Annotated in this window: 24 protein-coding genes; 14 read left to right on the forward strand and 10 right to left on the reverse strand. The window is 66.8% G+C overall.

Translation table 11 applies throughout. The annotated features are described in order from the left end of the window. Positions 1-156 precede the first annotated feature (156 nt). On the forward strand, positions 157-480 hold the full coding sequence (locus tag AB0280_RS19280) for a hypothetical protein (protein WP_159631090.1): 324 nt from the start codon (positions 157-159) through the stop codon (positions 478-480). A gap of 159 nt (positions 481-639) precedes the next feature. On the opposite strand, the gene AB0280_RS19285 is transcribed toward AB0280_RS19280, so the two are convergent. Beyond that, positions 640-1,137 (reverse strand): hypothetical protein, encoded by a 498-nt coding sequence (locus AB0280_RS19285; protein WP_366368384.1) that lies wholly within the window; start codon positions 1,135-1,137, stop codon positions 640-642. A gap of 62 nt (positions 1,138-1,199) precedes the next feature. Next, the gene (locus AB0280_RS19290) at positions 1,200-1,718 is read right to left on the reverse strand and encodes a MarR family winged helix-turn-helix transcriptional regulator (protein WP_366368385.1); all 519 of its coding nucleotides are present in this window, start codon (positions 1,716-1,718) and stop codon (positions 1,200-1,202) included. Between the two features lie 285 nt (positions 1,719-2,003). Here AB0280_RS19290 and AB0280_RS19295 point away from each other — a divergent pair, with 285 nt between their 5' ends. Further along, positions 2,004-2,696, forward strand: coding sequence for an ANTAR domain-containing protein (locus AB0280_RS19295; protein ID WP_366368387.1), 693 nt, complete (start codon positions 2,004-2,006; stop codon positions 2,694-2,696). Positions 2,697-3,024: 328 nt separating this feature from the next. After that, a complete protein-coding gene (locus AB0280_RS19300) occupies positions 3,025-3,171 on the forward strand; it encodes a hypothetical protein (RefSeq protein ID WP_159631085.1) in 147 nt (48 codons plus the stop codon). Here AB0280_RS19300 and AB0280_RS19305 read toward each other — a convergent pair. Continuing rightward, a complete protein-coding gene (locus AB0280_RS19305; protein WP_366368389.1) occupies positions 3,168-4,439 on the reverse strand; it encodes an MFS transporter in 1,272 nt (423 codons plus the stop codon). The two genes, AB0280_RS19300 and AB0280_RS19305, sit on opposite strands and share 4 nt — an antisense overlap. Continuing rightward, a complete protein-coding gene (gene ftsW, locus AB0280_RS19310; protein ID WP_366368390.1) occupies positions 4,423-5,748 on the reverse strand; it encodes a putative lipid II flippase FtsW in 1,326 nt (441 codons plus the stop codon). Before ftsW ends, AB0280_RS19305 begins: the two co-directional genes overlap by 17 nt. A gap of 202 nt (positions 5,749-5,950) precedes the next feature. Between ftsW and AB0280_RS19315 the strand changes: the two genes are divergently transcribed. The 3 genes from AB0280_RS19315 to AB0280_RS19325 are packed head-to-tail and all read left to right on the forward strand — an operon-like array spanning position 5,951 to position 8,655. Beyond that, complete coding sequence (locus AB0280_RS19315) at positions 5,951-7,489, forward strand: LCP family protein (protein WP_366368392.1); 1,539 nt, start codon at positions 5,951-5,953, stop codon at positions 7,487-7,489. Positions 7,490-7,549: 60 nt separating this feature from the next. Beyond that, positions 7,550-7,876, forward strand: coding sequence for an ArsR/SmtB family transcription factor (locus AB0280_RS19320; protein WP_275179743.1), 327 nt, complete (start codon positions 7,550-7,552; stop codon positions 7,874-7,876). Beyond that, positions 7,873-8,655, forward strand: a complete 783-nt coding sequence (locus tag AB0280_RS19325) for a cation diffusion facilitator family transporter (protein ID WP_366368394.1) — start codon at positions 7,873-7,875, stop codon at positions 8,653-8,655. Before AB0280_RS19320 ends, AB0280_RS19325 begins: the two co-directional genes overlap by 4 nt. Here the strand turns inward: AB0280_RS19325 and AB0280_RS19330 are convergent. Then, positions 8,652-9,830 (reverse strand): acyltransferase family protein, encoded by a 1,179-nt coding sequence (locus AB0280_RS19330; RefSeq protein WP_366368396.1) that lies wholly within the window; start codon positions 9,828-9,830, stop codon positions 8,652-8,654. The two genes, AB0280_RS19325 and AB0280_RS19330, sit on opposite strands and share 4 nt — an antisense overlap. A gap of 143 nt (positions 9,831-9,973) precedes the next feature. On the opposite strand from AB0280_RS19330, the gene AB0280_RS19335 reads away from it, so the two are divergent. After that, complete coding sequence (locus AB0280_RS19335; protein WP_366368397.1) at positions 9,974-10,711, forward strand: GAF and ANTAR domain-containing protein; 738 nt, start codon at positions 9,974-9,976, stop codon at positions 10,709-10,711. Between the two features lie 328 nt (positions 10,712-11,039). Here AB0280_RS19335 and AB0280_RS19340 read toward each other — a convergent pair whose 3' ends face one another. Beyond that, positions 11,040-12,494 (reverse strand): FAD-dependent monooxygenase, encoded by a 1,455-nt coding sequence (locus AB0280_RS19340; protein ID WP_307488828.1) that lies wholly within the window; start codon positions 12,492-12,494, stop codon positions 11,040-11,042. 187 nt (positions 12,495-12,681) lie between these two features. On the opposite strand from AB0280_RS19340, the gene AB0280_RS19345 reads away from it, so the two are divergent. The 6 genes from AB0280_RS19345 to AB0280_RS19370 all read left to right on the forward strand — a co-directional run bounded on the left by AB0280_RS19345 (position 12,682) and on the right by AB0280_RS19370 (position 19,469). After that, on the forward strand, positions 12,682-13,017 hold the full coding sequence (locus AB0280_RS19345) for a YciI family protein (RefSeq protein ID WP_366368399.1): 336 nt from the start codon (positions 12,682-12,684) through the stop codon (positions 13,015-13,017). Further along, the gene (locus AB0280_RS19350; RefSeq protein ID WP_366368400.1) at positions 12,993-14,270 is read left to right on the forward strand and encodes an RNA polymerase sigma factor; all 1,278 of its coding nucleotides are present in this window, start codon (positions 12,993-12,995) and stop codon (positions 14,268-14,270) included. The genes AB0280_RS19345 and AB0280_RS19350 overlap by 25 nt, the downstream gene beginning before the upstream one ends. 222 nt (positions 14,271-14,492) lie before the next feature. Continuing rightward, positions 14,493-16,139: a glycosyltransferase family 2 protein gene (locus AB0280_RS19355; RefSeq protein ID WP_366368401.1), complete on the forward strand. Its 1,647-nt coding sequence runs from the start codon at positions 14,493-14,495 to the stop codon at positions 16,137-16,139. Next, complete coding sequence (locus tag AB0280_RS19360) at positions 16,136-17,695, forward strand: ArnT family glycosyltransferase (protein ID WP_366368403.1); 1,560 nt, start codon at positions 16,136-16,138, stop codon at positions 17,693-17,695. The genes AB0280_RS19355 and AB0280_RS19360 overlap by 4 nt, the downstream gene beginning before the upstream one ends. 302 nt (positions 17,696-17,997) lie before the next feature. Continuing rightward, positions 17,998-18,390: a GntR family transcriptional regulator gene (locus AB0280_RS19365; protein ID WP_224026805.1), complete on the forward strand. Its 393-nt coding sequence runs from the start codon at positions 17,998-18,000 to the stop codon at positions 18,388-18,390. Then, entirely contained in the window at positions 18,387-19,469 is a 1,083-nt protein-coding gene (locus AB0280_RS19370; protein ID WP_366368405.1) for a DUF1648 domain-containing protein, read from the forward strand. Before AB0280_RS19365 ends, AB0280_RS19370 begins: the two co-directional genes overlap by 4 nt. Positions 19,470-19,487: 18 nt before the next feature. Here the strand turns inward: AB0280_RS19370 and AB0280_RS19375 are convergent, their stop codons facing one another. From AB0280_RS19375 to AB0280_RS19390, 4 genes are all read right to left on the reverse strand, one after another. Continuing rightward, positions 19,488-20,417 carry a lipid kinase gene (locus AB0280_RS19375; RefSeq protein WP_366368407.1) on the reverse strand — a complete coding sequence of 310 codons (930 nt, stop codon included), beginning with the start codon at positions 20,415-20,417 and terminating at the stop codon, positions 19,488-19,490. Positions 20,418-20,543: 126 nt separating this feature from the next. After that, positions 20,544-22,034: a dihydrolipoamide acetyltransferase family protein gene (locus AB0280_RS19380; protein ID WP_366368408.1), complete on the reverse strand. Its 1,491-nt coding sequence runs from the start codon at positions 22,032-22,034 to the stop codon at positions 20,544-20,546. A gap of 2 nt (positions 22,035-22,036) precedes the next feature. Further along, positions 22,037-23,149 (reverse strand): alpha-ketoacid dehydrogenase subunit beta, encoded by a 1,113-nt coding sequence (locus tag AB0280_RS19385; RefSeq protein WP_366368410.1) that lies wholly within the window; start codon positions 23,147-23,149, stop codon positions 22,037-22,039. Beyond that, entirely contained in the window at positions 23,146-24,372 is a 1,227-nt protein-coding gene (locus AB0280_RS19390) for a thiamine pyrophosphate-dependent dehydrogenase E1 component subunit alpha (protein ID WP_366368412.1), read from the reverse strand. The genes AB0280_RS19385 and AB0280_RS19390 overlap by 4 nt, the downstream gene beginning before the upstream one ends. 160 nt (positions 24,373-24,532) lie before the next feature. Here AB0280_RS19390 and AB0280_RS19395 point away from each other — a divergent pair, with 160 nt between their 5' ends. Beyond that, positions 24,533-24,994, forward strand: coding sequence for an Lrp/AsnC family transcriptional regulator (locus tag AB0280_RS19395; protein WP_366368452.1), 462 nt, complete (start codon positions 24,533-24,535; stop codon positions 24,992-24,994). Positions 24,995-25,145 lie beyond the last annotated feature (151 nt).

Raw genomic sequence — 25,145 nt, forward strand, 5'->3', positions numbered from 1 at the left:
TGGCGAACCCCAAAGTGATAGGAAACTGCGGTCGATGTAATAAACGTCACCGTGTTGCGCACATCACATCGGTTGCCTAATCTAATTGAGGCTTAAGCAAACAGGCCATGCAAGAAGCTGCAGCGTCGCAGCCAATGCCGGGGAAGGCTTTACATCTTGAACTCTAAGCTGAACATCGTGGTCCGGATCGATCTGGACCACAGCAAGGCCCAGGTGATTGCAAAGGGGCATATCACCATCCACAGCATCAACGCCCTCTACGTAGTGGCAAAGCGCGCCAACTCCCTCAGGGGAGGCCTGGACCTGGAGCTCGATATCTCCAGCGCCTGGGTGGATCCGGAAGCGCTGGATATGCTCCACGCCGCTTCCGAGAGCGGGCAGCTGCCAGCAATGATCGATCCGGACCAGGCACCATGCACCATCAGCGTGCTGGCCGACCGCCGACATCCACGCACCGCGCCGTCCCGCCTCGCCGCATAGGACTCCCGGCCGCTCGCCGCGCCCACGCTTCGGGCCAGAGCAGGCCGCCAACCACTTCTTCCACCGCTCCAACAACCCGAAGTGCAGCTGCATCTGAACAGACGGATGGCTGCACTTCGGGGCTGTGCGGAGCCCCCGGGCCCCCGCGGGGCCCAAAACTTACATCAGCGGTGATCCGCCATCCAGGAATTCCCGGAGCTCCACCGCGCTCAGGCCGGCAGCCCTGCCCAGGGCCCCCTCCCCCGCGCCGTGCTTCGAGGCGTTCCTGACTGCATTCCCGAACTGCTCCTGCGCAGCGTCGAGCTCCCACTGAAGGCTCTCCACCCGTGCCGAAGCCAGCCGGACTGCTTCCAGGGGGTCGCCGGCCGGGCTGCCGTCCTCCGTGTAGCCGCAGGTACAGGACCATTCCGATGCACCGAGCTCAAGCGGCGCCCACCCCAGGGACGCGATCGGAACCGGGCCGGAGGTCATTGCCACGCCGCAATGGAAGGGTGCGGCCGGACCGTCAAGGTCAATGGCCGGCGCCGGACCGTCCAGCAGCGCGGACACCGGGGATTCATCGAACGCACTGGGTTCAGTCGGCTGGAGTTGAAATACGTCATCGGCCTGGACGTGGATCCGTTGTCCCGCTGCCTGAGGTTCAAGTACTGCAGTCATGCGATCCGCCATCCGATAGTTTCTAAACAATGTAGCTAGTCTAACTAGGATTAGCCGCTTGTCTAGCGCAAGCCCACCACGTCACCGGGTATCACCGCATCCACAGCCTCGCGCATGCAACCCAGGAAGTGCATCACCGCTTTGATCTCCTCCACCGAAAGCGACTCGGCGGCCTCAAGCATGCGCTTGTGCATCTGGTTAAGGTTGTGCCGCACCTCCTCGTCGGCACCGGGCGTGGGCCGGATGATGACAGCCCGCCGGTCGGAGGGGTGGGGCTCGCGCGTCACATGGCCGGCTGCCACCAGGCGGTCAACGAGGCTGGTCATGGACGCGGAGGTGATGCCCAGGCGGGCCGCAAGTTGGGTGGGGCGGATGCCAACGCCGGCAGCTTCCGCATCGATCAGGTACCGAAGCGCCAACAGGTCGGTCTCCCCCATCGCGGCGGAGGAGCGGGTGCGCCTTCTCATGGCACTTTCAGAGGTCCGGAACTCCCTAAGGGCGTTAATGACGTCAACAGCACCGGGCTGCGCGCCCTCGCGGGGTGGGTACCAGTTGCCTTCGCTTGCACCGTGCGGGTTCATGCGAATTCCTTCGATATCCTACTTGCTTGGCCGTCTAACAAACCCATCGTAGCCCACTTGCCGCGGCGGTGGCTCCACGGGTCAACGGCCGAACGGGTACCCGCGGAGGGCCTGCAGGAAAAGTAGAGTACCGGCTACTCGTGCCGCTGCCGCGCGGGCCCAATAGGTTTTTGTGCAACCCCCAAGGCAGTACGGCCACGGGGCAATCGCAGATGGGGGTGCAGGGTGGCTTTTGGCCCGGCAGATAATAAGGGGCCCGACCGGCAAGGGTTCCTGCTGGATTTAGTGACAGGGGCCGACGGCGAGGCAGAGTCCCTGCAAAAACTCGCCGGCGCAGCGGCCCGCTGGATGAGCAACACTTCGGGCACGGCGGTTGAGTGCGCAGCCGTGCTGCACCGGCAACGGTCCTGTACCGTCACGGCCGGAAGCACGGCGGGCACCGCCGCCCTTGCAGCCTCGGAGGACGAGCACGTGGACGGCCCCACGGCACTGGGCTCCGCCTTGGCCGCTCCGACAGTGATCGGCCAGGCAGGCGCACGCTGGCAGGCCTACCGGAAGCGGTTACTGGAGCACGGCCTCGGCGCAGCCCTTGCCCTCCCCTTGGAACTACAGCCCGGCTCGTCCGCGGCCCTGGTTTTCCTGGGCCCACCCGACTACGGTTTCCCCGCCAGGATCCTCGCTGACGCGTCATGGTTCGGCGATGTGGCATCGCAGAGCCTGAAACTGGCCCTCGACGTGCACGGCGTGATCCGTGCGGGTGACAACCTCAAGCAGGTACTGGAGAGCAGGACCAGCATCGACGTTGCCTGCGGCGTGCTGATGGCGCAAAACCGCTGCTCCTACGCCGAAGCCTTCAGCAGGCTCGCCGGTACCTCACGGAACCGCAACCTGAAGGTGCGCAGCGTGGCAGACGGCATCCTGAAGGCGATGCCCAGTGGTGCGCCCAGAACCCGTTTCGAACCCCCGGCGATTGCCTAGGAACTGCAGCGAGCTTCCTTGTTGTCCGCGGGAGTTATGCCTGGTGCCGCGACCGCGCCTTGATAAGTCCGGCCGCCACGAGTCCTGCACATCCGAGTGAAGCCAGCATGCCGCCGAGAGCCACGATGTAATCTGTGATGGTCATTGTCCTGCGCTCCTTCCGTCCTGCCTCCGTACTGCCTGATGCGCCCAAACTACGCGGCGAAACTCAGTGTTCGCTGAAGAATCGCCAGCAGCTTTGGTCAAGATCCGGTCACGGGCATGCGGAAATCCACATGGTTTAGGTGGGCAATCTTTCCTTTATCACGGTGTTCCGTATTATTCATGCATGTGGACTAAACAAAGCCAGAGCTTCTGCCCCACCTGCGGCAGGACCACCAATCACGTCACCCACTTCCAAAAGGACGACGCCGGTTCCCTGGTTGCGGACGTCCGCTGCGCTGAATGCCCCGAGGTCGCCGGAGCGGTCGCCTAGGAAGGTTCGTTCCCCGAAGACTGCAGCCCGGGGCGCACGGCATGAGGACGGACGACGGCGAAGATCACCATGGCGGCTGCCTGCACTGCCGTGACGGTGATGGCCAGGGCAGGGATTGAGTACTCGTACAGCACACCGATGAGGAAGCTCCCGGCCAGCCAGGCGAGGCCGTAGCACGCAGTGAACATTCCATAGGCACTCCCCCGCCGTGCCGCCGGGGCCAGGCCCGCCACGCCTGCCCGCATGGTGCTTTCCTGGACGCCCATGGCCGCTCCCCACACCAGCACGCCCGTGACCGCGAGCGCCGTGTTGTTGCTGAAGCCCAGCCACGGCACCGCAGCCGCCAGGACGGGCAGGACCAGAAGGACTTTCAGCCCCACCCGGTCAAAGAGCCAACCGGAGGCCAGGGCGGCCACGGCGTCCACCCCCATGGCCGCGGCGTAGAGGACAGGGACCACCGCCGGCGGGAGGAGCCCGGTGGCCACCAGGTGGAAGGACAACAGCCCGAACGTTGCATAGCCGAACATGGTCAGGCTGCTGAACGCGGCATACAGCCAGTACTGCCGGGGCATGGGAACAGCCTTCACGGAAGCGGGACCGGGTCCGCCAGGAGCAGGGAGCGCGGTGGCCGGTGATGCGTCCGCCGCCTCGTAAACGGCCGGATCCGGGACCCTTCGCCGCAGCCGGAAGAGAATCAGCATGGCCGCCAGGCCTGGAACAGCAAGCAGCAGGAACCCCGGACCATAACTGCCCGACAACGCCAGGGCCACCCCCACCAGCAGCGGCCCCAGCAGCGCTCCCACCTGGTCCAGCGCCTCGTGCAGTGCGAACGCCTTGCCCTGGCCCAGCGCCGAACCTGCCTCGGCCAGCATGGTGTCCTTCGCCGGGCTCCGGACGGCCTTGCCCAGCCGTTCCGCCAGGACCAGGAGGCAGGCAACCCAGAGCGCGTCAGTGAGTCCCAGCAACGGCACGGACACGGCCGTCAGCGCGTACCCGCTGATCGCCAGTGCCCACCGCAGCCCGGGCCTGTCCGCCAGCCGCCCGAACACCAGGCGAAGGACCAGGGCCACAGCCTCCCCGGCGCCGGTGACCACGCTGACCAGGAGTGCGGACGCGCCCAGCGCACCGAGGAACGGGCCGGTAACACTCCGTGCGCCCTCGTACACCATGTCCATCAGCGCGCTGATGATCCCGAAGGCCAGGATGAAGCGGATGGCGGTCATGGGCGCCGCGGGAACGCTCCCGGCGGCACTAGCGCTGGTGGGCATGCTCCCGGACCTGCTTCACCGCACGATCAGCCACGGCACCATTCTGCCCGCCACGGTTCTGTCCGGCACCGTTCTGCCTGGCACCGCGCGAGCGGGCCCGGCCCAGGCGGGCGCCGCGGCGCACGGGGGGAACAGTTCCTTCCGGACGGGTCACGGCAAGGATCACCCCAATCCCGGCCAGGGAGGAGACCATGGCTGAACCGCCGTAGGAGATGAACGGAAGCGGCACGCCGATCACGGGCAGCAGCCCGCTGACCATGGCGATGTTGATCACGGCCTGGCCCAGGATCCACGTGATCACGCTGCAGGCCACGGTCCTCGAGAACGTGTCCGTGGTGCGGGCAATGGTCTTGAACACGGCAATGGCCAGGATGGCGAACAGGCCCAGCACCAGGAGCGAACCGGCCAGGCCCAGTTCCTCGCCGAGGATTGAGAAGATGAAGTCGTTGTGGGCTTCCGGGATCCAGTTCCATTTCTGCCGGCTCTGCCCCAGGCCCACGCCGAACCAGCTGCCGGAGGCCAGGGCGTAGGCGCCGTGCTGCGCCTGGTAGCCCATGCCCTGCGCGTCCTCGTCGGAGCCCATGCCCAGCCAGGAGGAGATCCGGCCCATCCTGTTGCCGCTGGTGGCTGCGAGTACCAGGGCGCCCGCCGCGCAGATCAGGCCGGCCACGGAGAACACCTTCATCCGCACGCCGCCGTAGAACATGGTGGCGGCAAGGATCATCATGATGATCATGGTGGTGCCAAGGTCGTGCCCCAGCGCCACGACGCCCATAATCAGTGCTCCGGCCGGTCCCAGCGGGATGACCGCATGCTTCCACTGCCCCAGCAGGGCCTGCTTCCGGTCCAGGATCCCGGCACCCCAAACAATCAGCGACAGCTTGGCGAACTCGGACGGCTGCGCGGTAAAGCCTCCCACGCTCAGCCAGTTCCGGTTGCCATTCACGGACATGCCCAGCGGCGTGAACACCAGCAGCAGGGCAAACAGGGAACCGATCAGCAGCGGCCAGCCCAGCCAACGGATCCGCCGCACGGACATGCGCGCCAGCACCAGCATGATCGCCACGCCGGCCACGGTCCACATGGCCTGCTTCAGGGGAAGATCGTACGGATTGTTTCCTGCCGCCACCGATTCCACGGACGACGCCGAGGCCACCTCCACGAGTCCGATCGCCGAGAGCGTGAGGACCACCGCCAGGATCAGCGGCCGGAGGTGTCCCGGAGAGTCGTCCTCCAGCCACACCGCCAGTTTGCCCAACCCGCGCCGGGCAGGACGGCCCGTCCCGCGCTGCTTTTGTCCTGTATTCATCTGTCCGTTCCTCAGCCTGCACACCAGGGCTTCCCCCATGGCCGGGCCCATCTCCAGGGCGGGTACCGCCGAGAAGAAAGAGTACGCCCCTGCGCCCGGCGCACGGCACCGGGACACCCGCCAGGCCACGTGTTCTGGGCGAATTGCCAGCTTGGGCGTGTAGCGTAGCGGAAACCTGTCCCCTCCCGAAGGTCATTTTGTCGTGTTCGGTTCCAAAAAATCCCCCGGCCCGGAACAGGAAGCCGCCAGCCCCGCCGCCTACCCAGGCCAAGGCGAGCTGTACGCCGCCAGTTCCCGCCGCCGTCGCCCCTTCCGCCGTGCCCCGCGCTGGGTCAAGGCCGTCACCGCACTGGTGTCGGTGCTGCTCCTGGGCGTCCTGGCGTTCGGCGGCTACTGGGCCTGGCGCCTGCAGTCCAACATCAGCACCTCGGAGCTGACCGCCGGCGGCCAGCGCACCGAGGGCGCCGTGAATGACAGCACCGACCGTCTGCAGATTTTGGTGCTGGGCTCGGACACGCGGGAAGGCAACAACAGCCAGTTCGGCACGGCGGACCAGTCCTCCGGGTACGGGCAGTCAGACGTGATGATGCTGCTGGATATCTCGGCGGACAACAAGCACGTCAACGTCATCAGTTTCCCCCGTGACCTGCTGGTGGACGTGCCCGCGTGCACGGATTCCAAGACCAACCAGAAGTATCCCGAGCAGAAGAGCGCCATGATCAACAGCGCCATGGCCCAGGCCGGCATCGGCTGCGCCGTGGACACGGTGAACAAGCTCACGGGCCTGGAAGTGGACCACTTCATGATGGCTGACTTCAACGCCGTGAAGGAGCTCTCCAACGCAGTGGGCGGCGTAGAGGTCTGCGTCACCGCCGCCGTCAGCGATCCCGATTCGCACCTGACGCTGCCCGCCGGCAAGTCCCAGGTGCAGGGCGACCAGGCGCTGGCGTTCCTGCGCACCCGGCACGCCTTCGCCAACGGCGGGGACCTGGGCCGCATCCAGGCCCAGCAGGGCTTCCTGGCCTCACTGAGCCGCAAGCTCAAGTCCGAGGGAACCCTGGGCAACCCGCAGAAGACGCTGACCATCGCCGATACCATCACCAAGAACCTGACGGTCGATTCGGGCTTGTCCTCCATACCGTCGCTGCTCACCATCGCCAACCGGCTGAAGAACATCGATCCTGCCAACATCAACTTCATCACCACCCCCACGGTCCCGTCGCCGCAGGACCCCAACCGGCTGACCCTCGATGAACCCGCGGCGTCCAACTTCTTCGCCGCCCTGCGCAACAGCCCGGACCTGAGCCAGCCTGCCCCCGCAGCGCCCACGGAGACGCCCGCAACACCCGCCGCCCCGGCCTACGACAAGTCGCTGCAGCCGGTCTCCATCGCCAACGGCACCGGGGTCACGGGCCGGAGCAACGCGATTGCCGGGCTTCTCTCGGATGCCGGTTTCACCAAGCTGACCAAGTTGCAGGCCCAGGCGCAGAGCCAGACCATGGTCTATTACTCCGCCGGGTTCGAGGACGTCGCCGCCGATGTGGCAGCACTGTTCGGCCTGCCGGCCACCAGCGTCCAGCAGGTGGCGAACATCCAGGGCGTGCAGCTGTACGCCGGCACGGACTTTGCCACCGGCGACAAGCCCGCTGCACCGCCGTCGTCCGCTGACTCCTCCGGCAGCGTGGTGGCGCAGACCGGCAGCGACCAGACCTGCCAGTCAGCCAACCCCACCGGCTACTAAACCAGCCCACGCAAGGGATCCATTTTTGCCTGAATACAGCAACGGCTGTACTTTGGGAGGATGCAGACACTCACCCATGCGCCCGTGCTGGCCCGCTTCGGCTATGCGGTCTCGGACCCCACCCGTGCGCGGGTGCTGTTGGCTCTTGCAGAATCGCCGTCCTATCCCTCGGACCTGGCGGACAGCCTGAAGGTGTCCCGCCAAAGCATGTCCAACCACCTCACCTGCCTGCGTGGCTGCGGCCTGGTGGTTGCCGTGCCGGATGGGCGGCGGAGCCGGTACGAGCTGGCGGACGCGCGGATCGGTCATGCCATCAAGGACCTGCTGAACGTTGTCCTGGCTGTTGACCCTGCGTGCTGCGCGCCTGACGGGGAGTGCCTGGCGTGACCGGGGCACCTACTGAACCCAGCACGGATCGCCGGCAGATTCTGACCCGGCGGATCAGGCTCTTGGCAGCAGCCACCATCACCTACAACATCATTGAGGCCATCGTGGCACTGTGGGCCGGCGGCGCGGCTGATTCCTCCGCGCTGATCGGCTTCGGCCTGGATTCCGTGATCGAAGTGGCCTCCGCCGTGGCGCTGTCCTGGCAGTTCTCCGCCAAGGACCCCGAGCGGCGCGAGCATCTGACGCTGCGGATCATCGCCGTTTCCTTCTTCGCCCTGGCCGCCTTCGTGGCGGTGGATGCCATCCGGTCCTTGGTCGGGGCCGGGGAAGCGCAGCATTCGGTGCCGGGCATCATCATTGCGGCATTGAGCCTGGCCATCATGCCCATCCTGTCCTGGGCGCAGCGCCGTGCCGGGCGGGAACTTGGCTCCAGGACGGCTGTAGCGGACTCCAAGCAGACGCTGTTGTGCACGTACCTCTCCGCAGTGCTGCTGGTGGGCCTGGTCTTGAACAGCAGCCTGGGCTGGTGGTGGGCCGACGCCGGAGCAGCACTGGTCATCGCCGCCATTGCCGTCCGTGAAGGCATCAACGCCTGGCGCGGGGACTCCTGCTGCGCTGTTCCGCCCCGCGTGGACGCGTTGGAAGAAAGTACGGGCTGCTGCCCGGGCTGCTCCGCGTCCAGTCCCGCTTCCGCTTCTGCCGGCGGACAGCCCCTGGGCCTGCCAACCGTCAGGAAAGACGGGTTTTCAGGCAGCGGACAGAGGACCAGCGGCACTTAGCCTGCTGACGCCCCTACGGATGCCCGGGAAGGGCCGGCGGAGGAAGGCACGACGGCGGGCTCCAGCTTCCGGTTCGCCCAGAGCCGGAGCGGCCGCTCAACGAAGCGGAAGGACGCGTACGCCAGCAGCACGGTGAAGGCTGCGGTCAGGGCGATGCGGAGCGGAAGGTCCGGGATGAGGGGCATCAGCAGCAGGTAAACCGGCAGGTGCCAGAGGTACATGGCGTAGGAGAGATCGCGGCCAGGGCGGGCCAGCCAGGGATGGCTGAGGATGCGCGACAGGAAACCGGCAGGCTGCAGGACCAGCGAGCCGATCAAGACGGCCGAGATCAGCGCGAGCGCCGTGGGGCCCACGGTCCAGAATGTGTTGAACCAGGCGCTGGGGGTATCGGGCTCCTTCAGCAGGAAGAGCGCGGCCACCAGGGCGAGGCCGGCAAGCGGGGCACCCCAGCGGGCCACCGATGCCATGGCGTTGTGCAGCCGGGAACCCTGCCGAACCGCGGTGAACAGCAGCGCCAGCGCGCAGCCGATCAGCAGTTCGTCGGCCCGGGTGTCCGGGCCGTTGTAGAGGCGGTCCAGCGGCTGGCCGGCGTTGACCAGCAGGAACCGGTTCAGCACGAAGCCTGCGGCCAGGGCCACGGTGGCGATGGCTGTGGTGCGGACCTTCCAGAACCGGAGCATCACCAGCAACAGCAGCGGCCACACCAGGTAGAACTGCTCCTCCACGGCCAGCGTCCACGTGGGGCCCAGGGTTTCGCCGGCAATGGAGTCGCCGAACATGCCAAAGTGCGCCAGGTTCATCACGTAGCCGGCAGCGGGTAGGACGAACCCTGCCTGCCCGCCCCAGCCTGAGCCGGGAAACACGATGCCTGCCGCCACGATCACAGCGCAAAGGGCCAATAGCGCCGGCCAGAGGCGGGCCAGGCGCTTGGCGTAGAAGATGCCCAGGTGCAGCCTGCCGGTGGCGATCCGTTCCTTCATGATCAGCAGCGTGATCACAAAGCCGCTGAGCGTGAAGAACACGTCCACGCCGATGGAGCCACCCGGCATCGACTCGGTTGCCGTATGGAAGAAAAACACGCCGGCAACGGCGATAATCCGGAGCCCGTCCAGGGCATGCTTGCGCCCGGCGAGGAGCCCTGTTCCGGGCGCCGCCGGACCTGCTGGTGCTGACAAATTTGCGCTGCTTGACCTCAAAACCACTAAGCAAGCATATATAACGTTTCCATAACTGCGCTGGACGGCGGCTGGGCGGCGGCTGGCAAGAGAGGGTCCGGAGCGCCCTTGTGGAGGCTGGCCGCCGCTTCTACATTGAAGGCATGGTGGACCAGGATATGGCAGAAGACTTCGAAGAGCTTGTGGACCTCATCGCCGGAATGGAGGACATCAAATCCGTCCTCGAGGATCTCACCGCATATGCGGCGGCCACCATGACCAGCACCACGGGAAAGCCCATTGAGTGTGCCGTCACCCTGCACCGCCGCAAGCGTACAGCCACCATCGGCGGCAGCAGCGGCAAGGCCGTGGTGCTGGACCGGATTGAACAATCGCTGGGAGACGGGCCCTGCATCGAGGCTCTCGAAACAGGGGTTCCTGTCCTCCTGGATGACGTGTCCTCGGACCCGCGGTGGCCTGAGTACCGCACGGCGCTTTCCGCCGCGGGCGTGGCCAGCTCGCTGGGCGTACCCATGAAACTGGATAACGACGCCGGCGCGGTCCTCGATTTCTTTGCTCCTGTCAGCGGACTCTTCAGTGAGCGGGCGATCGCCGACGCGGCGAGGTTCGGCGACATGGCGGGCAAGGCGCTCCGGCTGGCCGTGCGGATCGCATCAGCGGAGCAGCGCGCCGATAACCTGAAAGCCGCGATGGACACCAGGACCGTCATCGACTTGGCTTGCGGGATCATCATGGCGCAAAACAAATGCACCAAGGACGAAGCGTTCGACGTCCTCCGCAGCGCCTCCAACAGCAGGAACCAAAAGCTCAACGAGCTCGCCGAGGGACTGGTGAACCGCTTCTCGGGTCCCAAGGATGCGAAGGCCCACTTCGACGACTGAGGAGTCCGTGGCCCGGGGGCCAGCGACGCTGCTGGTCCCCGGAGTGTAAGACGGGATGTGGCCCACCCCCGAAAATTGGATACCCTGGGCCACATCCGCGTCGGCTTCACGGACGGTCGCATGCCTGGGAATGGTTGGCCAACAGCCGGCCGAAATGGCGGTATGGCGCTGGAAAAGGGTTCCTCAAGCGGCAACAGATGGGCCGCCTGCCTGACCCGGGGATCAGCCTAACAAACGCGTGCCGCGTGGCAATAGGGGGCGGTTCCGCAGTTTTTGATCAATTTCCTGCGATTAATGCATCCGTGGCGCCGGAAGCCTCATGAACGCTTCACCGGCCCAATGTGCCGAACCACGTGCCGAGGGCCTCGGCGAGCCCGTCCGCTGAGCCCTCGCCCACCCAGGCTACGTAGCCGTCGGGCCGGACCAGGACTGCCGTTGGTGCGGCAACCGCGCCCAGCACGGGAAGCTGCCACGCGCCGTCGTACGTTGCCCGGACGTGCTGCACGTACCCGGCCCACGCGCCAGGTTCCAGCCCCGGGCCACCGAAATCCAGCAGCACTGGCCGGCCCCGGTGCAGTAACCCGTACACCCTGGCCGGCCCGGCGCCAGTGGCCATGTCCAGGTCCGGCATCCGGCGGCCCAGCAGCGGGTGGCCCGGACCCACGTCGTAGGCGACATCGAGCCCGGTGATGAGTGCCGCGATCGGTGCTCCTGCACCGTCAACGCGGAGCACCTCGCCGAGCAGGTCGCGCAGGGCTTCCTGCCGCGGATCGGACTTCTGGAAGAGGGACTGGGCCATGGTGTACTTGAGCGCCCGCTCCCCCGCCGGGTGGCGCTCCGCGTGGTAGGTGTCCAGCAGCCCGGCGCCGGAGATGCCCTGCAGCACCTGCCCCAGCTTCCAGCCCAGGTTGACGGCGTCCTGCAGCCCCAGGCCGATGCCCAGCCCGCCCGTGGGTGAATGGACGTGGGCGGCATCACCGGCCAGCAGCACCCGGCCCTTCCGGTAGGACTCCGCTTGCCGGGTGGCGTCCGTGAAGCGCGACAGCCACGTGGGGCTGTGGACCCCGAAGTCGGTGCCGAACGCGTCCGTCAGTGCCTGGCGCAGCTCCGCCAGGGTGGGCTCGGTGGCCGGGCCGAGGGAGGCTTCGGTCACCACCACCCGGACCAGGCCGCCACCCATCGGGTACAGCCCATGAATACCGCGTCCGTCCACCTTCCCCTGCTGGACGGGCTCCCCCGCCACCTCCACCTCCGCGATCAGGCTGCTCCGCGTCGCGTCCGGACCGACCATCGGAATGCCCGCCGCCCGCCGCACCATGCTGCGCCCGCCGTCCGCACCCACGACGTAGCGGGCACGCACAGGCCCGCCGGCGGCAAGCTGGACCTCCACGCCGTCGTCGTCCGCCGAAACTCCGATGACTTCCACGCCGCGCCGGATCTCCACGCCCAGCTCCTCCTCTACCCACTCCAGCAGCAGCCGCTCGATGTGGTTCTGGAACAGCGCCAGCGTGTAGGGGTGGCGCGTGGGCAGTCCGCCCAGGTCCAGCTGTGTGTTGCCGAAGGAGGCCGTCTGGACAGTCTTCCCCGCGGCGAGGAAGCGCTCAGCGATGCCGCGCTGGTCCAGCAGCTCAATGCTGCGCGAATGGATTCCGCCCCCGCGCGAGCCGGCCAGCTTCTGGGAGGTCCGGCGCTCCAGGACAACGGCGTCCACTCCCGCCAGCCGGAGCTCCCCCGCCAGCATCAACCCCGTGGGCCCGCAGCCCACAATCACAGCATCATGCATACCGTCCCCCTTCTGTTCGACGGCCAGTATGCGGCCGGACGGGGGCCTTGCGGCAAGGCCCCCACGGCGAGGTACCTTGGAAATGCGGGGAGACTTTGCGTGCTGTTGTCGATTTGTGCGTCCCGTGCACGTCGTATGGGTAGGAGCCCGGTGAAGGGGCTCTGCACAAACGGCAAAGGAGCATGACATGTCCAAGTATTTGATCCTGATCTACCAGGACGAGGCCGTGGCCCGGCAGGCCGAAGGGGAATCCATCAGCGCCAGCTATCAGGAGTTCCAGCAACGGCACGGCACGTCCCTGCTCGGCGGCGCGGCCCTGCATCCCTCCTCCACGGCGACGTCAGTCCGCCGCGACGGGGCCGGCGGGTTCCTGGTCACGGACGGCCCGTTCGCCGAGTCGAAGGAAACCCTGGGCGGCTACTACCTCATCGAGGCAGCTGACCTCGATGAGGCGCTTGAGATCGCCAAGGAAGTTCCGGCCGGCGTCGGAGTTGAGGTGTGGCCCGTACGGGTGGCGAACTGATGCCGGAGGCCGCCAGCCCGGAGGTTGCCGCGGCGGTCGCTGACGCGCACCGCCGTGAATGGGCCTTCGTCCTGGCGGCCACCGTCCGTGCTGCCGGCAGCATCGATGCCGCCGAGGAAGCCGTCCAGGAGGCGTACGCCAGCGCGTTGGCCACCTGGGGCACGAGCGGCATTCCCCGGAACCCGGGGGCGTGGCTCACGGTGGCGGCACGACGGCGGGCACTGGACATGCAGCGGCGTGCTGCGACGGCGCAACGGGCGCTGCCCAAGCTGCTTGGGCGGGAGGATGACGACGGCGGCCTGCCGGACATGGCGCCCGAAGAGGTCACCGACGACCGGCTCCGGCTCATCTTCACCTGCTGCCATCCAGCCCTGGCACTCGACGCCCGGGTGGCCCTGACGCTGCGGCTGCTGTGCGGGCTGTCCACGGCGGAGGTGGCACGGGCGTTCCTCGTCCCCGACGCCACGATGGCGGCCCGCATCACCCGTGCAAAGAAGAAGATCGCGGCGGCCAATATCCCGTACCGGGTGCCGCCGGCAGCCGAGCTGCCCGGGCGGTTGGATGGCGTGCTGTCGGTGGTGTACCTGGTGTACACCACCGGGCACACCGCCCCGTCGGGCGCTGGCCTGATGCGCCGGGACCTCGCCGACCGCGGGCTGGAACTGGCCAGGATGCTGCGCGTCCTGCTTCCCGGAGACCGCGACGTGGCCGGACTCCTGGCCCTGGTCCTGCTCACCGGGGCCCGCAGGGACGCCCGGGTCGATGACCGGCATGAGGTGGTTCTCCTGGAGAACCAGGACCGGTCCAAGTGGGACCGGCAGGCCATCGCGGAAGGCGTGGCGCTCCTGCGGGAATCACTTGCCGGACGGCCTCCGGGGCGTTTCGCCCTCATGGCGGCGATCGCAGCCGTGCATGACGAGAGCCCGTCCTGGCTGGACACCGACTGGCAGGAAATCCTGGGTCTCTACGACCTGCTCATGGACAGGTGGCCGTCCCCGGTGGTCCGGCTCAACCGCGCCATCGCCCTGGGCTTCGCGGTGGGTTACGCGGAAGGCCTGGCGGAACTTGACGTCCTGGGTGGCGACCCGCAGTTGGCCCGCTACCCGTATCTGGCTGCCGCACGCGGGGATTTCCTGGTCCGGCTTGGCCGCCCGGAAGAGGCACGGGTGGCGTTCGAGGAGGCGCTGATCCTCACGGACAACGACGCTGAGCGCCGGTTCCTCACTGGCCGGTTGAGCGCGTTGGGCGAGTGACGGCCGCGCATCTGAAGGTCCGCTCCCGCGTCCGCTTTTGCCAGTAGTCCAAGTAGTTCTATGGCGCCTCGCGGCCGAAAAGACAGGTACCACCTCTTGTATCGAGGCCTGCAGACCGCAACCTAGGCTGACTTCACCGCCAAGGTAGCAACACTGGAACTAGAAGTCGCCATCGCAGCACACCAGCCTGGAAGCGAAGACTGCGACTCATCGGGAGCAACCATGTTTTTTGACGTGCAACGGCTGCGGCCCGGCGGCCCACCAGCCCTCGGAAATGCGGCAGACAGCCCCACCATCGTCCCCAGCCGGACCGGCTTGGCATGGCTCATGCCGCCCCAGGACGGGGAGAAATACTCCTATCTGCGCACGCCGCAGCACCGCTGGGTGTTCTGGCTGTCTGCGCTGGCCATGGCCGGTTTTGCGGTCAGCTTCGTCGGCCTGGCCATCCAGTCCGACTGGACGCTGGTCTTCCTTCTGCCACTCGTCCTGCTGGTCACCGAACAGTGCCTGAGCCTGCGGACCTCCACCTACCGCCGGCGCATTTCAATGGCTGACCACGCGGCCACCGTCGAATTGTGGGAACCCACCCAGGTGCCGAGTGTCGACGTCTTCATTCCCACCTGCGGGGAAGATCTGGAGGTGCTGGCCAACACCGCGCACCACGTCCGGAGCCTGCAGTGGCCGGGTGTGCTCCGGGTCCATGTACTGGACGACGCCGGGCGCGAGGAAGTGCGTGAACTCGCCGTTGGGAGCGGTTTTGGCTACGTGGCCCGGCCGGGCAACGCCTTCAAGAAGGCCGAGAACCTTCAGCACGCCTTCGAGCGCACGTCCGGCGATCACGTGGTGATCTTCGATGCGGACTTCGTGCCCCGGCCGGACTTCCTGCTGGAGCTCGTGCCGTACCTGGACGATCCCACGGTGGGCATCGTGCAGAGCCCGCAACACTTCTACACCCACAAGTCGATGTCCTGGCTGGAGCGGTGTGCCGGAGCCACCCAGGAGATGTTCTACCGCTTCATCCAGCCCTCGCGGGATGCGGTGGGCGGGGCGATCTGCGTGGGCACATCAGCCGTTTACCGCCGCCAGGCGCTGGAGGCCATCGGAGGTTTCCCGCAGATCGGCCACAGCGAGGACGTCTACACCGGCCTCCACATGAAGGAGCAGGGGTACCAGCTCAAGTATGTGCCGGTGCTGCTCTCCCGGGGCCAGTGCCCTACAGATATCGATTCGTTTATTTCCCAGCAGTACCGCTGGTGTGAGGGATCGATGTCGCTCGTGGCGGCGGATTCATTCCACGACACCCCGTCGCTGACGCTGCCCCAGCGGATGAGCTTTTGGTCAGGTTTCCTGTATTACATGAGTACGGCGATGCTTGCGCTTCTCGCACCCATTCCGTTGATCGTCATGGCGTTCTTTTTCCCGGCGAACATCACGCCGCTCAACTCCCTGCCCCTGCTGGGCGCGATTGTGCAGTGGCTGATCGTGCTGCCGGTGGTTTCCCTGGGCCGCTGGCGGCTGGACGTGCTGCGCGTCCAAACCATTTATGGTTTCGCCCACCTCTTCTGCATCGCCGATATGTTCCGGGGCCTGGTGTCGGAATGGGTGCCCACCGGCAGCGCATCGGCGCAGATCCCCGTCGCCCGGCGGGTAAGGTCCTTCATGGGTCCATACATCCTGGCCACCCAGGCTCTGACTCTGGTGGGTTTGTGCCTGGGGGTCAACCAATACGGGATCGAGCAGTTCTGGGCCGCCATTGTCCTCTTCGCGCTCTCGTCCTACGTGTTCGTTCCGGTGGGGATCCTGGCGATGGGCCGGGGACGCTCCGCCGCAGCCGAACCAGCCGTTGTGGCAATGGCGGAGAGCGCATGAGCACGGGCGTCGCCGCCCGTCCCACGTGGCGGGCGGCGCTGGAGTCGTTCCTTCCGGCCGCCAAACGGCCCAGCGCGGACAAGTACATCCGGCGCATTCCCATCGCCCTGATCCTTTTGGTGCAGGCGGTCTCGGCGCTCCGGCTCAGCAACACCGCTTTCCAGGACGAAGCGCTGTATTTGTACACCGGCGACTGGATCCTGAAGTCCTGGGCGGATCCGCACGTGGTGGTGTACACGCATCCGGAGTCATTCTTCTCCGGTGCACCCATGCTCTACCCGGTGCTGGGTGCACTGCTGGACCGGCTCGGCGGCCTGGCCTTGGCCCGTTTGTTCTCCACGGTCTGCATGCTCAGCGCTACGGCGGCGGTCTACTGGGGCACAAACGTACTGTTCGACCACCACGCCCGGCCACGCACCGCGGGCATCTTCGCCGCTTTCGTCTTCGCCCTCTCTGCGCCGGTCATCTTCCTGTCCAACTTCGCCACCTTCGACGCCCCCAGCTTCGCCCTCATCGCCTGGGCAGCCGCGCTCAGCATCTGGTCCAGCAAGCGCAACCGCTCCATTGTGTGGGGCGTGCCCATCGGGGTCCTCTGCTCCCTGGCCGTGCTGCTGAAATACTCCTCGGCCATCGACGTCCCGTTCGTCATGCTGCTGACCCTGGTCGTGGGGTGGGCGGTCCGCTCCACCCGGGCGAGGGCGGTGGCCCGCGGCGCGGTGGCCGGGCTCACCGCGCTGGTCCTGCTGGTGGGCTCGGCGCTGACCTGGGGGTCGGCGCTGCTGGCGGGCCTCCAGAAGACCACCACGGACCGGGCCGCCATGGTGCACCAGACTTCTGTCCTCACGCTGGTCAGCCAGGTGGGGGTATGGGCCGGTCTCACCTTCGCCCTCATGATCGCCGGCGCCATCTACCTGATGCGCCGCCAACCGGTCCTCGCGGTGCTGATGCTTGCCGGTACCATCGCGGCCACCGGCTACCAGATCTGGATGGGCGAGGCCGTGTCCCTGCACAAGCACCTCACCCTCGGCATCATTTTCGGTGCCCCGCTGGCCGGGGCAGTGCTATCGGCCCTGGTACGCACCGGGCGGAAGGTCACCGTTCTGCTCGTTGCGGCGGCATGCTACACCGTGCTGGTGACGGGACTGATGCAGTCCGAGAAGCTGTTCCACGTGTGGCCTGCCACCACTCCCCTGCACAACACGGTCGAGTTCGCCGTGGACTCCATGCCCTGGATCCGCACGCTCGCTGAAGTCCCTGAGCCGTTGATGTATTCGCTGAAGGACAAGACCGGACCCTGGCAGTGGACGGCGACGTACGACGGTTCGTTCTTTTACGACGACCCCGATGAAGGCGACAGGGTCTTCCAGGGGCTCGAGGCCTACCAGCACGCGCTGGAGGACAACTACTTCCAGCTCGTCGTCCTTGACCGGAGCACCCCGATCGGCCAACAGCTGCAGCCGGAGGAGTTCGGCTCCGCACAGACTGACACGGTCACCGACGCCGCGTCCGGCCACACCTGGCGGATCTACCAGAGGTTTGACCACATCCCCCAGTGACTTGGTGTGGCCGTTGCACAACAAAGGGAAGGCCCCTCCTAGGAGGGGCCTTCAACGTAGTGGTCATTTGTCTTCTGGTATCGGTCAGCGGTGATGCGCAATCCCCCTTCCCGGACGCCCCCGGCGCCCATCCGGACTATGACGCTGTCCACTTTAATAAGCTGCTGCCAGTGCGTAAAGACCCTAATCAAGAAAATAAAGCACGACGGCGGCGGCCTGGGCCGGGCGCGGGAAGGAGGTCTGGCGATCGCGGCTCCTTTGTTCTATAACTAATAGAACAAAGGTAGGAAGGTGAAGGGTCGTTGATCCTCAACGTCGACCTGGCTGCTGATGTGCCGATCTACCAGCAGATCCGGGACCAGATCGTGGAAGCAATCGCACACGGCGCACTGACCGAAGGCAGCCCGCTGCCGCCCACCCGGACGCTCGCCGCCGATTTCGGCATCAACTTCCACACAGTCAACAAGGCCTACGATCTCCTTCGCCAAGAGGGACTGATCCGTCTCAGCCGCGGTACCGGGGCGGTAGTGACCGCGGCGGCCACCGGCCAGCTCCTTCCGTCCGACTGGACCGCGAGGGCCAGGACGCTCCTGGCGGAGGCCGTGGCCCGCGGAATGCCCGCCGACGACGTGCTCCAGGCCTGCCGGACCCTGCTCGATTCATTTGGTGCCGCGGATCAGGAGGACACGCGATGATTGTTTCCGCCGTTCTGGGCTTTGTACTGCTGGGGCTGGTTCTCCTGCTGGCATTGCTGCTGCCGTCCGTCACCAGCAACACCATCCCCTTCGGAGTCCGGATCCCGTCCCGGTATGCCGCCGATCCGGTCATCACCGGGCAGGCGCACTTGTACCGGCGGCGCGTCCTGATCTGCGGGGGCATCATTGCGGCAGCCGGCGTGGTCAGCGTGGCGGTGACCGGGCAACCCCTGCTGCTGCCGTTGTCGGTACTGGTGCTGGTGGCCACCTGGTACGGCTGCTTCTTTCTGGCCCACCAGGAGATCCGGGCAGCGAAGCTTGCCGGCGGCTGGTTCGAAGGTCTGCACCAGGGCATCGCCGTGGACACGGAACTAAGGACCAATCCCCCGCGGTTCCCCTGGCTCTGGTTGGCACCGGCCGCGGTCATCACGGCCTCCACCGCCGTAATTGGCATCCTGATGTACCCGTCCATGCCCCAGACCCTCGCCGTGCACTTTGGCGCCAACGGTGTCCCCAACAGGGTGGAAGCGAAGTCGGTGGGCTCGGCCTTTTCCCTGGTCTTCCTGCAGCTGGGCCTCACAGCATTCCTGGCGGGCATTGCGGCGGGCATCGTCCGCAGCAGGCCCGACCTTGACCCCGCCCGCCCGATGGGATCCTCGCGCTGGGCCCGGCACTACATGTCGCTTGGCGCCAAGGCCCTGCTCGGACTGGTGGCCATGATCGATCTGGGCTTGTTGGGATCGTCGCTGCTGATGTGGACCGGAACGGTGACCCGGTGGGCGCCGCTGGTGATCGTGATCCCGGTCCTGGCCTCCGTGGCGGCAACCGTAGCGGTCCTGGCCAGGAACAACAGGGACCGCAGCGAAAATGGGGAGGACACGGGCCTGACGCACCGCGACGATGACAGGTACTGGCGCGGCGGCCTGATCTACGTCAACCGGGAGGATCCGGTGCTGCTGGTGCCGCGCCGGTTCGGCATTGGATGGACATTGAACTTCGGGAACCCCAGGGCCGCGATGCTGCTGGCTGGAGTGGTTGCGCTGATCGGCTTGGTGCTTGCCCTCCGCTTCGCCGTCTAAGCGGTTACTGTTCAGGCGCTATCCGTCGAGCACCGCAGCGTTGCTTGCCCGCGGCACCACCACATGCACGGCATTGCGCTCGATGGTGAAGTCGGCGGGAGTAGCCGTGGCGATTTCGCCGTCGAGGTTAACCGGCAGGGATGGCTGCGTCACCAGCCGGACGTGCCGGGTGGTCAGGTGGTACACGCCGTCGCGCTCCACAAAGCTGCCATCTTTGAGCAGTCGAGCGATCCGCACATGTTCCCGGAGCGGCGCCCCGGGAATGGCGTACACGTCCAGGATGTGGTCGTCTATGCCTGCCGTCGGCGAAACCGCGTTGCCGCCCCCGTAATGCCTGCCGTTGCCGACGGCCACCTGCAGCACATCCGGCAGCTCGAGCGTTCCATGGTCGCCATCCGGGAATTCGAGCCGGGCGCGGAAGGGCTTGTGCCGGGAATAGGCGCGTACGGCGGCAACCCCGTACGCCATTGGTCCCAGGTACCGCTTCAGGCGGGGACTGAGCCTTTCCGTAACTCCAACCGAAAGCCCCACCGACGCAACGTTGAGGAAAGGCCAGCCGTTCGCCCGCCCCAGGTCAATATCCACTACCTTCCCGTCTGCGAGCGCAGTGCACGCGGCGTCCAGGCCGCCCGGAATTTCCAGGGTGCGGGCAAGGTCGTTTGCTGTTCCCAGCGGAAGAATCCCGAGCACTGTTCCCGTCCCCGCCAGCTGGCCGGCGGCGAAGGACACCGTGCCGTCCCCACCGCCCACGACCACCATGTCGTGGCCGCCCGCCACCACCCGCTTGAGTGTCCCCGGCAGTTCGCTGCCCTGCCGGACGTGATGCACAGAGGAAATGGGCAACCCGGCCTTTTGCAGCTTCTCCACCGCCAGGTCGGGTAGCGCCGCCCGGCGCGCGCCGGCATTGATCACCACGGCAACGGAGTTGGCGTCTCGGGCAGCCTTCATGGGGACCATCCTAGGTTGATGGAGCTGGGAGGTCCCTGCACGCGCAGACTGGCACCGGCAGAGGTGAAGCGTACGACGGCGGTATGCGGCCGCCGTCGTACGCCCACTATGCGAGTGGTTGGCGGGCTAGATATCCGCCAGGAGGGACGTGGGGTTTTCGATGGCGTCCGCCACGAAGCGGAGGAAGCCGCCGGCCGTGCCGCCGTCGCAGACCCGGTGGTCGAATGTCAGGGTCAGCTCGGTGACCTTGCGGACGGCCAACGCCCCGTTCACCACCCACGGCTTGTCGATGATCCGGCCCACGCCGAGGATCCCCACCTCCGGGTGGTTGATGATCGCCGCCGAACCGTCGACGCCGAACACGCCGTAGTTGTTCAGGGTGAACGTTCCGCCGCCCAGCTCAGCCGGGGTCGCCTTGCCATCCCGGGCTACCTGGGTGAGCCGGCGGATTTCCGCGTCCAGCTCCCGGGCAGTGAGCTTCTCGGCACCGCGCACGGACGGCACCACCAGGCCGCGGTCGGTCTGCGCGGCGAATCCCAGGTTGATGCCGTCGAATGCGACGATCTCCTGCGACCCGTCGTCCGCGGTTTCGATCCGCGTGTTCAGTTCCGGGTACTTCTTCAGCCCCGCGGTAACGAACCGGGCAATGAACGCGAGCAGGCCGGGAACCTCTCCGCCGTTGGCCTTGAGCGCTTGGCGCAGTTCCACCAGAGCCGTGGCGTCCACGTCCACCCACACGGTGGCCTCGGGAATTTCGGACCGGCTGCGGGCCATGTTGGTGGCGACCGTCTTCCGGACGCCGCGGACCGGTGTCCGGGCGGCGATGGCGAGCCCGGTGCGGGCATCGCGCCCCTCGCGGGATTCGGCAGGACGCTCCGGCGCTTCAACCCGCTTGGCTTCCGGCTCAGCTTCGTCAGGCTCAGCCGCCGGCGCAGCTGTCCGCAGTGCGGCCTCGACGTCGCGGCGCATGATCAGCCCGCTGTCTCCCGATCCGGAGATGTCGCCGAGGTCAACGCCGTGCTCGCGGGCCATGCGCCGGACCAGCGGCGAGATCACGGCGCCGAGCTTGCCGGGCACCCGGGTGCGGAGCAGCGTGGGATCGTCCTCGGCGGGCTTGGCCTCGGCGGGTTCAGCAAGCGCGACGGCGGTCTTCGGGGCACGGGTACGCCGCGCCTGACCATGGCCGCCAGGAGTGCCATAACCGATCAACACATTCCCCGACCCGGCCTTCTCCTCCTCGCGGTAGGCCTCGGCCTCCGGATGGGACGCTGCAGGCTCAGCCACGGAGCCGCCCAGCTCAGTTTCAGCGGGTTCCACCTCGGGCTGCGTCGGCGAAGGGGCGGCATCATCCGCGGCGGCCACCGAAGCAGATCCAAGGGGCGTCACCGAGATCAGAGGCTTCCCCACGTCGATGGTCTCCCCCGGCCGGCCGTGCAGCTCGGCCACGATCCCGGCATACGGCGACGGCACCTCTACGGCGGACTTGGCGGTCTCCACCTCGGCGATCGGCTGGTCAACGGCAATCTCGTCACCAACGGCAACATGCCAGGAAACCAGCTCGGCTTCAGTGAGGCCCTCGCCCAGGTCGGGCAGCAAAAACACGCGTGGTTCGATCATGGTCAGTTCTCCCACTGAAGGTCGTCAACGGCGTCGAGGATGCGGTCCACGCCGGGCAGGTAGTACTTCTCGAGTTTGGGCGCGGGGTACGGGACATCGAACCCGGTGACGCGGCGGATCGGTGCGGCCAGGTAGTGGAAGCAGCGCTCCTGTACCCGGGCCACGATCTCGGAGGACACGGACGCGAAGCTGTGCGCCTCGGCGATGACCACGGCCCGGCCCGTCTTCCGGACAGATTCGCACACGGTCTCATCGTCGAACGGAACAATCGTCCGCACGTCGATCACCTCCAGCGAACGGCCCTCCAGCGCCGCCGCCTCGGCGGCCGCCAATGCGGTGGGGACGGACGGACCGTACGCAATCAGCGTGGCGTCGGTGCCCGGACGCGCGACGGCGGCACGCCCCTCGGTGCCACGTCCCGCCGTCGTGCCTTCCTCATGGAGGCGCCGCAGCTCCGACAGGTCCACCGAGTCCTTGGTCCAGTACATCTTCTTGGGCTCCATGAAGACCACCGGATCGTCGGAGTCGATGGCTTCGCGGAGCATGCGGTAGCCGTCCGCCACGGTGGCCGGGGTGTAGACCTTCAGGCCGGCGGTGTGGGCGTAGTAGGACTCGGAGGAGTCGCAGTGGTGCTCCACTCCCCCGATGCCGCCGCCGTACGGGATGCGGATCACCAGGGGAAGCTTCACGGCGCCGCGGGTGCGGTTGTGCATCTTGGCCACGTGGCTCACGATCTGCTCGAACGCCGGGTACGCGAACGCGTCGAACTGCATCTCGATGACGGGGCGCATGCCGTTGATGGCCATGCCCACGGCCATGCCGACGATGCCGGATTCGGCCAGCGGGGTGTCGAAGCAGCGCTGCTCGCCGAACGTGGCGGTGAGGCCGTCGGTGATGCGGAAGACGCCGCCCAGCATGCCGACGTCCTCGCCGAACACCAGGACGGAAGAGTCGGCGGACATGGCGTCGGCGAGCGCGGTGTTCAGCGCCTTCGCCATGGTGACCGGCTGCGGCCCGGCGGCTTCGGCGGACGCCGCGGCTGACGCTGCCGCGCGGGCGGTGGCGGCGGACACGTTGCCATTGGCCTCGGACGAGGTGGTGATGGTGGGGCTCACTTGCCGGCCTCCTTCGAATCAGTAGCTGCGGCGTCGCGGGCCAGCTCGTCGGCGAGCATGGCGGACTGTTCCTTCAACTGGGGCGTCTTTACAGCGAAGACATGCCGGAAAAGCTCCTGTGGGTCCACGGGCACATCCTCGCCCAGGCCCTCGCGGAGCTGCGCGGCAACCGCCTCAGCGTGCTCACGGATCCGGGCCTCGCCGTCGTCGTCCAACAGCCCGCGCCCCGTCAGGTAGGTGCGCATCCTGTTGACCGGGTCCTTGGCCCGCCACTCCGCCACCTCGGTGCTTTCCCGGTAGCGGGTGTCATCGTCGGCGTTCGTGTGGGCCTGCATGCGGTAGGTGTTGGCCTCCACCAGCAGGGGGCCGGAGCCTTCGCGGGCCAGCTTCACCGCGCGGTCCAGGACGGCCAGGAGCGCCACGACGTCGTTGCCGTCCACGCGTTCACCGGCCATGCCGTAGCCCACGGCCTTGTGCGCGAGCGACGGCGCCACGGACTGGTGCGCCAGCGGCACCGAGATGGCGTACTTGTTGTTCTGCACGAAAAAGATCACCGGCAGGTGGAACACCGCGGCGAAGTTCAGGGCTTCGTGGAAGTCGCCTTCACTGGTGGCGCCGTCGCCGCACATGGCCAGCACCACGGTGTCCTCGCCGCGGAGCTTGGCCGCGTGCGCAACGCCGACGGCGTGCAGCAGCTGGGTGGTCAGCGGCGTGCACTGGATGCCCACCTTGTTTTCGAGGGGATCGTAGCCGCCGTGCCAGTCGCCGCGGAAGATGGTCATCACCTGGACCGGGTCCACGCCGCGGGCCATCACGGCCACGGCGTCGCGGTAGGTGGGGAACATCCAGTCGTGGCCGGAGAGGCACAGGGCCGCGGCTACCTGGCAGGCTTCCTGGCCGTGGCTGGACGGGTACACGGCCATGCGGCCCTGACGGACCAGGGCGGAGTTCTGGTCGTTGACGCGGCGGCCGACGACGAGCTGTTCGTACGCTGCCAGCAGTTCAGCATCGCCGGGCACGGGGTATTCGTGGCCGGGCTGGGTGCCCTGCTCACCTTCGGGGATGAGCCGGCCGTCCGGGTCCACCATCTGGATCTGGTGCCGGGCGGGGAGCATGTAGTCCTCCACCGTGATGCCGAACTTCTTCACAGCTTCCGTGAGCGCGTTCTCTGGCGCTTCGGTGCTGGTGGTGTCCGGCGCGGTGTGGTCTGCGGAGATCGTCATTGGTCCGTCCTTCGGTAGCCACTATTCCCTCCCAGTATTGTCCTGACGGCGTTTTCGTATCCAGCAGTTGCGCGAATCGTGGAGAAGCTGCTTAAAACTGCCTACTATGGGAGACGATTTGTAACTGTGACGTGGATTACCGACGGGAGTCGTGGACAAAATGCCGGGCAAGGATGCTGCTGCCGAGGTTCCGCTGGACGATATTGACCGCCGCATCATTGCCGAGCTCACCCGGGACGGCCGAATGTCCGTCACGCAGGTGGCCGACAACGTGCACATCTCGCGGGCGCATGCGTACTCGCGGATTGCCCGGCTGACCGGGGACGGGGTGCTGACGCGGTTTACGGCGCTGGTGGATCCCATCAAGGCGGGACTGAAGTCCTCGGCCTACGTGACGCTGAAGCTGAAGCAGGATTCCTGGCGCGAGCTCCGCGACCAGCTGGGCGCCATCCCGGAAGTGCACCACATCGCGCTGGTGGGCGGCGACTTCGACGTGATCCTGCTAGTCCGGGCCGTGGACAACATCGACCTCCGCCGGGTCATCTTCGACCAACTTCAGACCATGCCCGGCGTGCTCGATACGCAGACGTTCCTGGTGTTCGAGGACGTGGATACGCGGTAGGGAACTTCAGCGCAGAGGGCAGTACTTACTCCCGAAATTGATGTTCCAGGTGCGCAAGATTTCCTCAATGTGAGCGCACCATAGCAGTACCCGAAGTCAGCGGGGACTACTACTTGGGTTGCCCCTTTTCCCCTTGAGTCTTCACGGTGCG

This window comes from Pseudarthrobacter sp. 902506025 (assembly GCF_040702325.1).
GTDB lineage: Bacteria > Actinomycetota > Actinomycetes > Actinomycetales > Micrococcaceae > Arthrobacter.